Below are 11,868 nucleotides of genomic sequence, written 5' to 3'. Positions count from 1 at the left end.
GTAAGGGCGTTTTGCGAAACGCCCCTACCCAGTGATCTGCCACAATCAAACATTAAATTCGGTATAAAGACGTTTCGAGGACACCTTTGACCCAATATTCTTTGACCTTGTTGAGTAAGACCTTGCGTTGACGATATTCCTGCTGGGTTAACGTGAATTCGGGATAAGGATTTCGGCGGTTAAAACCGCTGCTATAAGAGCAAAACCGACCTGCGTCGGTTCGTCAAACCTGGATTTTCGGTAGTCCGCGTCGGTGGACTTCGCTCCAGTAGCCGCGAATTCATTCGCCGGGCTCTTAAACCGAACTGACGTTGGGTTAGAGGCTTTGCTGTGCTGATAGGGGATGGCAGTGATGGCTCAGGAATTCGCCCATGGATGGTAATACCAATTTGAATTGAAACCGCGACGAAACCTGTACGGGTTTGGCAATGCCAAACCCCTCCTAAACCTTGGTTTGTCTGAAGACCCGTTTAAATCGGTATAAGTTGGTTGATCACAACACCCCCCAACATTTGCCCGATCACCTGATTGCGATCGCCCGTCACCCCCTGCTGCATCTGCAAATGTTGGTTTGAAGCGTCAGAATCCGTTGACACAACCCTGCAACTCCAATCCCTATAGATTCACATTGCCCGTAATATTGCCAAACACGTTACCACCCGTCACTTGACCGACCCCCTGGTTCTGATTGCCCATAACATGTTGCACAATTTGCGTTCCGGATGTGCCGTCGGGAGCATCTTCTTGCATGATTTGGGCGATCGCGTCTCTAGTTTTCTATGGCTCCCAAGGCTTTGAGCATGGCTTTTTGTGCTTCGGTGATGCCCTGAACTCCAGTAATATTCATGCCCTCGTAGGGGCGATCGCTCCTCAGAGTTTTTAGACATTGCCCGGTTTGCAGATCCCAGAGCTTAATCGTTTCATCTGCACTGCCACTGGCAAAGAGCTTGACTTGGGGGTTAGTTGCCACCGATAGTACCCAGTTCGCGTGCTCTTCTAAAGTTCGTACTAACTGAACTGAGAGGGAGTCAGATTGGGGATGGCGATCGCCCGTCAGTTGCCACAGTTTAATCGTGCAATCAAAGCTGCTGCTGATGAGCATTTGACCATCACAACTAAAGGCAACCGATAGCACCGCTGCGCTATGACCTGTCAGGATTGCAAGATTTTTCCCGGTGACCGTATCCCAAAGGCGAATGGTCTGATCATCGCCACAACTAGCTAACAGGCTGCCATCGGGGTTAAACGCAAGGGCGATCGCAGGGTGGGTATGCCCCGTCAGGGTTTTCACAATTTGCCCAGTGGTCGCATCTCTCAGTTGAATGGTGCGATCGTGCGTTGCCGCTAAAAAATGTCCATCGGGACTAAATGCAATGGATGTTTCAAAGTGCTGGTTACCCGGTAACACCTTCAAGGCTCGTCCGGTTGTCACATCCCAAATTTGAATGGTCTGATCATCACCGCCACAACTGGCAAGCCGTCCATCAGGGCTAAAGGAGATAGACCGCACCCAACCGTCGTGACCCCGCAGGACGGTCAAGGCTTGCCCGGTTGCCACGTCCCAAACCCGAATGGTGCGATCGTGGCTGCAAGTCGCTAACAACTGCCCATTGGGGCTAAAAGCCACTACTCGTATCCAGTCCTGGTGTCCCCGCAGAATCTTCAATACTTGCCCGGTGGCAATATTCCACAAGCGCACCATAGAGTCGTAATGCCCGCTGGCGAGCACCTGCCCATCGGGGGCAAAAGCAACGGACTTCACTGCCCCTGCATACCCCTTCAAGACATGCAAAATTTGTCCGGTTGCCACATCCCAAAACCGCACCGTCTGGTCATAACTACCTGTGGCAAGCCACTTTCCGTCAGGGCTAAAGGTGACGGCACACAATCCGCTGTTGTGTCCAATCAAGGTCTTTAGAGCTTGACCCGTCACGGTATCCCAAATTCTAATCGTGTGGCGATCGCTGATACTGGCTAACAAATAGCTGCCGGATTTGGCGTCTTTGACAGGGGAGTAGGCAATGCCAGCAAAGATCCAGTTGGCATGCCCGTGTAAAACGCTGAGCATTTTACCCGTGGCGACATCCCATAGGCGGATGGTTTGATCCCAACTGCCACTTGCCACCATTTGTCCATCCGGGCTAAAGGCGATCGAGACGACCGATCCCGTGTGTCCCTTCAGTTCTCGCAAAACGGTGCCTGTGCGAATGTCCCAAAAACGAATGGTTTGATCGTTGCTAGCACTGACTAACGTTTGACCGTCGGGGCTAAAGTCAATGGATTGAACCCATTTTTCGTGTCCTTGCAACACGTTGAGCGTTTCCCCGGTTATGGGATTCCAAAGACGAATGGTTTGATCAAGACTGCCGCTGGCGAGCAATTGTCCATCCGGGCTAAACACCAGCGATCGCACCCAATCTCCGTGTCCCTGCAACACTTTCAAGCATTGCCCGGTGGTCAGGTTCCACAGGCGCACGGTTCCATCTTCGCCCCCACTGGCAAGCAGATGACTTCGTCCACCGGGGGCAGTGGGCGGTGCAAAAGCAACCGAATAAACCCAATCGGTATGCCCTGACAGAGTTAAATAGTGATCTCGGGTATCTACAAACCAGAGGTGAATTTTGCCGCTAGTGTCTCCTGTGGCTAACAGTTGACCATCTGGACTGAAGGTAATGCAGAGGCTATTTTCGAGGGTTTGAGTGAAGATAGATTTTGTCAGGTCGGCATTTTCAAAGTTGACATAGGGCAGGTTAGAGCTTTGCAAATTAGCGTGCCAGATTTGCAGTTCAGAGAAGTCATATCCTCTGAGATCAAGCCCCCAATAACGACACAAGTTAATGAAGTTGCCACCACTGTAACGCGAGAGTTGAGGTTGGCTTTTTAATTGTTCCAGGAGCTTTTTAAGGTGTTGTTCGATCGCTTCAAAGTTTCGATAGAGAACCTGAATTCGTTCCGCAATTAGCTGTAAGATTAAGCGAATTTGACTCTCTCGAATGTAATCTTTAACTGTAGTTTTTGTGAGTGCATAGCGGTTAAACAGGTTGAGTTTGAGTGTTACTAATTCTGTTGTTAAATATTCAATTAATCGATGCGTGACATACTCCATCACAACAGGTTGTTGAGTATATCTGCCTGATTGTTTCTCAATCAGCGATCGCCAACTGAGTGACTCCAATGCTTCTAACACGCTGACTCGCGAGGTTTTAGGCACAATGTCTTCTACCAGTTCGCTGATGGAAGTCCACTCGCGATTGATAGCTAACCAATACATGATGGTTTGCTCTAAGTAAGACAACCGCTCAAACTGTTGCTCTAACAGGCGGCGAATGCCGTTAAAGATCAGCGTTTCCTCTTGCAAAAAGGTGGCGATATCCCCGTCAAACAGACTGTGAATTGAAGAAGCGACGATTTTGAGCGCGAGAGGACTGCAACTGTAGAAGTCGCACAGTCGTTGTTTGTCTTCGGGGGTGCCAATCAGACCTTTGATATTGATTAACGCCAGTGCCGTCTCAGAGGAACCGCCCAGGGGCAGCGATCGCACCGATGCATTGAGGCTCTCCATCATGCCAACTTCGGCAGGTTTTTCGCGACTGGTGAGCAAAATACAACTTTGGTGGGCTGTCTCCCCTAATACCCGAAACAAATCCCCGTAATTTTCATAGCCCGGTTGATAGTGTCCAGCGCGATCGCCCGCTTGCAAAATCGTCTCAACGTTATCGAGAATCACCAGACACCGATGAGTCCTCAACCAGTGCAACAACCGTTCTGGCTTGGGTTGCGTATCTTGCTGGTTGGAGAGAAACGGCACCAAGTCCGCCAACAGGGTTTCTAGCGGTGGGGCGTTACGGAGCGATCGCCAGATGAGATGGGTAAAGGGAGTAGGGAGTGGGGAGTGGGGAGTGGGAGAGCCGGGTAAGGTGGTAGGGGAATAGAGGGGGGATGGGGGTAGGTTAACTGGTCTACTCTCTCCCTCCTCCACTAACTGTTGTGCCACTTTTGCCGCTAACGAACTCTTACCCATGCCACCTATCCCCAGGATGGCAATCAGTCGGCAGCGATCGCCGTTGATCCACTGAGTCAGGGTGTCGAGTTCTTGAGTCCGACCGTAAAAGATGGAGACATCGATCGCCTCTCCCCAATCAACTAAAGGAGTCGGGAGTCGGCAGTCGGCAGTAGTCTGTAGGCAAGTTATCGGTTCCCCTGCGACTGCTACTTCCCGGTTCTCCAATACGTCCGCTGCTTTGCTTTGCTGTGCAATTTGAGTAAGAATGCCTCGAATATTGATTTTGCTGAGTTGGCGATCGAAGCTGATACTCAACAGCTTCCAAAACTTCGGACCTAAGTCACGTTGCAAATAATTGACCGAGTAACCCGTTGTTTCGGCAATCTGGTCATAGGTTAACCCTTGCCATGCTCCTTGCAGAATGGCAATTTCGGCTTCATTCAGATATCGGTTTGCATGGGCAAAAACGGCAGCATTCGCGATTTCTAACCCGTCTTCAAACTCCATTCCCATCTGCACGCTTTACGATAGAGAAAATTCTATCTGAAATCAGTAAATCCCTCACCCCTGTGTTTTTATCTTCATGTACAAGCCCTTGGCTGCATCCGGTACCCTCGTGGGGGTGGCGATCGCTCTAGGTTGCGATTAAAGTGGCAGTGATAGCCCTGTCGCATCAGTCTATCGATCCGAAATAACCCATCCCTTTGTATCTGTGCGTTGCTATGGCAAAGTTGGCATTGCTCATTGGAGTCAGTGATTATCAACCCGGATTAGCACCATTACCGGGAGCCATCAAAGACATTCAGGCCATGCAGAAGGTATTACAAGACCCAGAAATTGCTGGTTTTGATGAGATCAACATTCTGGCAAACCCGGAACCTCAAGCCATGCAAGAGGCGATCGAAACCCTGTTTTCAGGGCGGAAGCGGGATGAGTTGACCTTGCTGTTTTTTTCGGGGCATGGCATCAAGGACGACCGGGGAAGGCTTTACTTTGCGACTCGGCTGACGCGCAAAAATGCTCAGGGTGAGCTGATTAAGGCAACGGCTGTGCCTGCGAGTTTTGTCCAAGACACCATGAGCCAATCGCGATCGCGGCGACAAGTCGTCATTTTAGATTGTTGCTTTAGCGGCGCATTTGCTGAGGGAATGACTGCCAAAGACGATGGTGCCGTTGAGATTGAGGCGCAATTGGGTGGCGAGGGCAGGGCTGTCTTAACGTCTTCGACTTCGACTCAATATTCCTTTGAGCAACAGGGGGCAGGGTGCTCTGTCTACACCAATTATGTCGTCGAAGGGATTGAGACAGGAGCCGCTGATCTGGATAACGATGGGTTGATCTCCATCGATGAATTGCATGATTATGCCCGCAAGAAGGTGCAGGAAGCCTCTCCTGCGATGAAGCCTAAACTGTATGCAACCGAAGAAGGGTTTAAGATTAATCTGGCAAAAGCACCCATGACCGATCCAAAGCTGATCTATCGCAAGGAGGTCGAGCGGTTTGCCAGTGAGGGAGAGATTTCTGCGATTGGACGACTGACCTTAGACCAGCGACAACAGAGCCTGAATGTACTGCCATCTGAAGCGGCGGTGATTGAAGCAGAAGTCCTCAAACCCTATCGGCTGTATAAGGAGAAGTTGCAGCAGTACGAACTGGTTTTAGCACAGGCAATTCATCGTGCCTATCCACTCGATGAAGCCACCCAACGAGAATTACGCTATTGTCAGTCAGCACTGGGATTGCGGGATGAAGATGTAGAGGCGATCGCCCAACGTCTGACTCCCAAAAAATTTAAGGCACTGACACAGCAACCCACTCCCCGTTCCCCGGTTCCGCTCCACCTGATGGCGATTGCAACGGCCTCTGTGTTAGCGGCGATGAGCATTGGTTGGTGGATGGCTTATCGGCAACAAACGACTGCTCCTGGGGGTGCTCCTGTTGTTAGCGATCGTGCTTCTAGCGACCCAACAACATCACCCACAACAGGCTCAGCCCTATCTACGCCGATTCCATCTGCGACGAGTTCACCCAATTCTACTGTGCCTGACCCTAACCCTACATCGTCTGAACCGATGTCGTCTGAGCCATTCTCTACTGCAATGATTCCGAACCAATCTGGCTCTAACCCGATACGTGGATCATCTTCTGTTGGGTCAACGGATGGTCAGTCAAGATCCTCTGAACCGTCAGAACCACCCCCAACTCAAACACCTGGCTCCCCCGTAACCAATACTCCGACTGTTTCAGCCGTTCCACCGCTACTGGTTCCAGCCACTACCGGGCAGGGCAGTATTGTGGGGCAGGTCAGTAGCTCTGAAGAAATGATAGATGCCAGTTATCTAATTGAGGTTCAAGAAGGACAACAATTGCAGGTGCAACTTGAATCGGGTGCAGCCTTTTTTGATATCTGCCCTCGCATTGAGGAGCGAGGAGTGTCTTGCCTTGCCATCAGAAGAACGGCAGAGGAACCCCTCGATAGAAGCGTTCCCAGAACGGGCATCTATCGAATTAACGTCGTGAGCGATCGCCCTACAAACTATACGTTGAGAGTTTACTTAAATGGTGTTCCTTATGTTTTGCCCAACTAAAATTGATCCCTGTGACGTTTGCTAAGTACTGTGATTCACAGATAGGATTTGGAAATAATATGGGGGCTTCGCCCTCAGTCAGGGGTTCCGCCCCTGCACCCCGAATTCCCACCCTTATTTACGACGAGTTGTACTAAGTGCACCATAGTCATCGCCGATGTTAGCTGGTTGTCAACCAAGCCTCAACTTTCTAGCTAATCCCTTTCAAGAAAGTGAAAGCAGCAACGTGACTGTTAGGAAAGTGATACAAGCCTCCGGTTCTTAAAGGTTGCCGAACGTAGACTAAGGGTATGAAGTAAAGGAAAGGATTTCCAATAATGACACCCGTAACCTACGCCAACATCACAACAACACGAGAACTGCTTGAGCAATCTGAACAAAACGAAAAAGAAACCAACGAGCAGTGGCAATGGATCTAATTAGAGCTTTGGTCAGAAAGCTGAAGGCAACGGCAATAGCTCAAACCCTGATGCTGGGAAAGCTTCCTGACTCGCCTTCGCCCCATTGTAATGGGGCGAAGGCTATAGAAACACCGATTGTTATAGCAGTACTCACTAAGGTTAGGACGGGGTGCAGGGGTGGAACCCCTGGCTGGGGGCGCAGCCTCCACACCCCCTTATGTCCTAATGCATAGGCGTAGGGCTATATAACCAATGATGGATCAATTGATTGCATTGAGTAATTGTTTTAAGCCCAAGTGGTTAACTCACTTGGGCTTTATTGTTTTTGGAAAAACTTATTTGAGGCGATCGCCAATCCCCCTTTCGGTTAAGGGGGAAACCAAATTAGTGAATCTGATGTGGTGTTAATCTACGATCGCTCCCAACGCTTTTAAGGTGGCTTTTTGAGCCTCGGTAATGCCTGTGACACCTGTAATATTCATTCCCTCATAGGGGCGATCGACCTTTAGTGTGTTTAGACACTGCCCTGCATCAACATTCCAAATTTTGATTGTATTGTCAGTGCTACTACTCGCGAGATGCTGTCCGTCTGCACACCAGGACACTCCATAAACCTGGCTTTGATGCCCGGTGATCGTTTTAATGCAGCGTGCTTCAGCAATGTCCCAAAATTTCGCAGTTTTATCGTCACTCACACTAACCAGTTGTATTCCATCAGGGCTGAAACTGAGAGAACGAACAGCACTGGTATGCCCCACAAAACTGCTGATCAGTTGTCCAGTCTTTGCATTCCATAATTTGATGCTGTGATCATAACTGCTACTAGCGATGATGGATTCTTCTTGTCCGTTGCCTTGAATGCCTTGATACCAGGTGATAAACCAAACTGAACTGGTGTGTCCTTGCAAAACCTTTAAACACTCACCCGTTTCCACATCCCATACTCTCACCAGTTGGTCATGAGAACTGCTTGCAACCATTGTTCCATCGGGGCTCCAGGCAACGGACAAAAACCATGTAGCATCTCCGCGCAAAGTCCTCAAACATTGCCCCGTTTCAGCATCCCACACCTTGATTGTTTGGTCTGAACTACTGCTGGCAATCCACTGCTGGGTCGGATGCCATGCAACAGCACGAACCCAATGTTCATGTCCAATCAGTGTTTGAAGGCATTGTCCAGTGTGTACATCCCAGATCTTAATGGTTCGATCTAAGCTACCACTGGCTAGTTTTTGCCCATCGCTGCTCCAGGCGACTGACCATACTGAGTTTTTATGTCCTCTCAGTGTTTTCAACGGAACAGGCTTTGTCGCATCCCAAAGGCGAATCGCATAATCTTCATGGGCACTGGCAAGGATATAGCGGCTAGTTTGACTTAAAATACTAAGCTTGATAGGGCTCCATTGAACCGAGCGGGCATAACAGCTAAAACCCTGGAGGGTTTTCAAACACTGCCCATTATTGGTATCCCAGAGTTTGATTTGCTGGTCATAAGAACCACTGGCTAGGATGTTACCACCGTATTGCCAGTTGATTGTCCAGACAGCACCGTGATGACCTCGCAACACTTTAAAGCACTGGGCAGTGTCAATGTTCCATAATCGGACAGATTGATCATCACTGCCAGTTGCTAATACAGGTTTGTTAGGATGCCACACCATACAACGAACCCAGCCCTGATGCCCCTTTAGCACTTGAAGGCAGGCTCCAGTGTGGATATCCCATATCCGTATTGTGTCTTTAACGTCTCCACTGGCAAGTTTATGCCCATCAGAACTCCACGCAACGGATAGAATTTCACTATCGTGCCCTGTTAATACTTTTAGGAGTTGTCCAGTTTCAACTTTCCAGATGCAGACTGTTTTGTCACTGCTACTACTGGCAATCATCGTTCCATCAGGACTCCAGACTACTTCTTCAACCATATTTGTGTGTTCTTGAAACGTCTGAAAGCATTCCTTGTTTTCAACATTCCAAAATTTGATAGTGGTATCGACTGAACAACTTGCCAGAATAGGTTGAGTGGGATGCCAAGCCACCATCCAAATGAAACCGGTATGACCTTTGAGAGTTGCTAAACATTCCCCTGTATTGGCAACCCATAGTTTGATTAAACAGTCATCACCAGCACTGGCGATCGTTTGGCCATCAGGACTCCAGGCGATCGACATCGTCCAACTTGCATGTGCCTGAAGAGCCATGAGCAGTTGCATCCCTTCAACCTGGCAAATTCGCAACTCGCCATTGGTGTCACCGATCGCCAAACGCTGTCCATCTGGGCTAAATCTTACCCATAAGATATTGCCAAACGTTTGTGTAAAAGCGGCTTGACAAAATTCGGCTGACTGAAAATTGACCTGTTGCAGTGTCGCTCCTTGCAGGTAAGCTTGCCGGATTTTGAAGTTTGAGAAGTTATATCCAGTCAAGTCGATCCGAAGGTGCAGACAAAGATTAATAAAGTTACCAACTCCGTAGGCAAAAAACGAAACAGGGTTATTTCGCATTGCCGTTAAAACAGCTTGGAGATGCTGTTCTAACAGGTCACGGCTGCGGAAGGGCTCCTGAAAGTGTTCAGCAAGTGGATGTAGGATTAAGCGACTCTGGCTCTCCCGGATATAGTCTAGAGCTGTTGTTTTGAGCAATGAATAACGATTGAAGAACGACAATTTAACCGTTAACAATTCAGTTGCAAATTGCTGAACCAGACGGTCTGTGACGTACTCCATCACTACAGGTTGTTGTGTATATTTGCCCGTTCTCTTTTCGATTAAACTACGCCAGGTCAACGATTCGAGTGATTCTAATAAATTGGCTTTGGAAATGCTAGGAACAATATCTTCCATTAACTCAGCTGTAGAAGTCCACTCGCGATTAATCGCCAACCAGTACATAATGGTTTGTTCAAGGTAGGACAATCGCTCAAATTGCTGCTCTAGCAACCGACGAATGCCATTAAAGACCATTGCCTCTTCATTCAGAAATGAGGCAATTTCACCATCAAACAAACTTTGAATCGATGAGGCAACTACCTTCAATGCCAGTGGGCTGCAATTGTAGAACTCACACAACTGCTGCTTTTCGACCTCGGTTCCGATGAGTCCTTTAGATTCCACTAATGCCAGTGCTGCCTCAGGCGAACCGCTCAGGGAGAGCGATCGCACCCACCCTTCTAGACCCTCTAAAATGCCAACTTCGGCAGGCTTTTCGCGACTGGTTAAGAGCACACAACTTTGATGCGTTGTTTCCCCCAGCAACCGAAACAAATCGCCATAGTTCTCATAATCGGGTTGATAGTGTCCTGCGCGATCGCCCGCCTGCAAAATTGTTTCGACGTTATCCAACACGACTAGACATCGATGAGTCCTCAACCAGTGCAACAACCGTTCTGGCTTGGGTTGTGTATCTTCCTGATTGGAGAGAAACGGCACTAAGTCCGCCAACAGGGTTTCTAGCGGTGGGGCGTTACGGAGCGATCGCCAGATGAGATGGGTGAAGGGAGTAGGGAGTGGGGAGTAGGGAGTGGGAGAGCCGGGTAAGGTGGTAGGGGAATAGAGGGGGGATGGGGGTAGGTTAACTTGTCTACTCTCTCCCTCCTCCACTAACTGTTGTGCCACTTTTGCCGCGAGAGAGCTTTTGCCCATGCCACCCATCCCGAGAATGGCAATCAGTCGGCAGCGATCTTGCACAATCCATTGAGTTAGAGTGTCCAGTTCTTGAGTCCGACCATAAAAGCTAGAGACGTCGATCGCCTCTCCCCAATCTACAAGTGGCGTTTTGAGTTCTAGAGGTTGAGTGTGGCGTGAAGGTTGTACCTCACTTTTCTCAGGAGTGATGTGTCCGTCGGTAACTTCTAACACCGTTGACACTGAATGATGCGTAACAACTTCTGGTTTGGAGGCATTGCTTACGATCTGTTTAGCATAATGCTGTACAGCCGCTCGGAAGTTGGTTTTGCTAACCGGGGCACCCAGAACTTCACTCAGCAATTTCCACAATTTGGGACCTGAATCACGAGTGAGGTAACTAGCAGAATATCCCGAAGCGGTTGCAATTTGCTCGTAGGTTTGTCCCCGCCATGCTCCATGCAAGATGGCTGTTTCTGCATCATTTAGGTAGCGGTTTACATGGGTAAAAACAGCAGTGTTAACCGTCTCTAACCCAGTTTCAAACTCCATGATTTGTTATGTTGTCAGGATAGAGTGAATTTTATCTGAAATTAGCAGAATTCTACTATCAAAGTACCTTTGTGGGGGTGGCGATCGCAAATAAAAGAAAACACCCCACTCAGCATTGCTAAGCAGGGTGCGCTCTATGACACGTCAAACGGTAGATTTAATTTAGGATGTGGGAAGTTGTTGGCTAGATTGACTTTCGGCATTTGCCCGAATGCGGCTTATGCTGCTGCGACGCACACGATCGCTCTTGCGGACACCACCCGCCATTTCATATTCGCGGCTATCGTTGCCATATTGATAGGCAACTCCAATCAAGAGTTGCTCGGTCAGCTCACCCAGCATCTTCTCTAAACTTTCAATTTCACTCTTTGAGGAATCAATAACGGCTAATGCTGTGTTGTAAGCATCAATCCTGGCTCGTAGTTTTGCAATTAAATCGGTTAACTGCTCGACGCTGCGAGAGTTGCCAAAATCCAGTTGAGGATTAATCGCTTTCAATCCGGCTGCTCGCAACTCGGCTTTTCCTAACATGCGTGATGTTATTCTCTTTCGGCTCATTGGGTTTAGTCTTTTAATTAGGCTTCTAGGGCTAGATTTCCCATCTAAACGGAAGTGTTTCCTATACAAATTTACTGAAATTTCTACAACGGATGATTATACCGTTGAGTAACTAATCGTATATTTGCTGAGGACATTCTGGT

General features: G+C 48.8%; 6 protein-coding genes. 1 reads left to right on the top strand and 5 read right to left on the bottom strand.

The window, feature by feature from the left end; all coding sequences use genetic code 11:
- Window positions 1–470: 470 nt before the first annotated feature.
- From H6G89_RS35560 to H6G89_RS04715, 3 genes are read right to left on the bottom strand one after another with little or no spacing between them, the layout of a single operon-like run.
- Complete coding sequence (locus tag H6G89_RS35560) at window positions 471–596, bottom strand: hypothetical protein (protein ID WP_255519357.1); 126 nt, start codon at window positions 594–596, stop codon at window positions 471–473.
- Between the two features lie 19 nt (window positions 597–615).
- The gene (locus H6G89_RS35555; protein ID WP_255519356.1) at window positions 616–750 is read right to left on the bottom strand and encodes a hypothetical protein; all 135 of its coding nucleotides are present in this window, start codon (window positions 748–750) and stop codon (window positions 616–618) included.
- Between the two features lie 19 nt (window positions 751–769).
- Entirely contained in the window at window positions 770–4,510 is a 3,741-nt protein-coding gene (locus H6G89_RS04715) for a pentapeptide repeat-containing protein (RefSeq protein ID WP_190504112.1), read from the bottom strand.
- 215 nt (window positions 4,511–4,725) lie between these two features.
- Between H6G89_RS04715 and H6G89_RS04710 the strand changes: the two genes are divergently transcribed.
- On the top strand, window positions 4,726–6,591 hold the full coding sequence (locus tag H6G89_RS04710) for a caspase family protein (RefSeq protein ID WP_190504111.1): 1,866 nt from the start codon (window positions 4,726–4,728) through the stop codon (window positions 6,589–6,591).
- 805 nt (window positions 6,592–7,396) lie between these two features.
- Here H6G89_RS04710 and H6G89_RS04705 read toward each other — a convergent pair.
- Together H6G89_RS04705 and H6G89_RS04700 are read right to left on the bottom strand one after the other, a co-directional pair.
- Window positions 7,397–11,167: a WD40 repeat domain-containing protein gene (locus H6G89_RS04705; protein WP_190504110.1), complete on the bottom strand. Its 3,771-nt coding sequence runs from the start codon at window positions 11,165–11,167 to the stop codon at window positions 7,397–7,399.
- A gap of 162 nt (window positions 11,168–11,329) precedes the next feature.
- The gene (locus H6G89_RS04700; RefSeq protein WP_199336523.1) at window positions 11,330–11,698 is read right to left on the bottom strand and encodes a hypothetical protein; all 369 of its coding nucleotides are present in this window, start codon (window positions 11,696–11,698) and stop codon (window positions 11,330–11,332) included.
- Window positions 11,699–11,868 lie beyond the last annotated feature (170 nt).

Origin of the sequence: Oscillatoria sp. FACHB-1407 (genome assembly GCF_014697545.1) — a bacterium.
GTDB lineage: Bacteria > Cyanobacteriota > Cyanobacteriia > Elainellales > Elainellaceae > FACHB-1407.
This window is presented reverse-complemented; position numbering and strand designations above follow the sequence as displayed.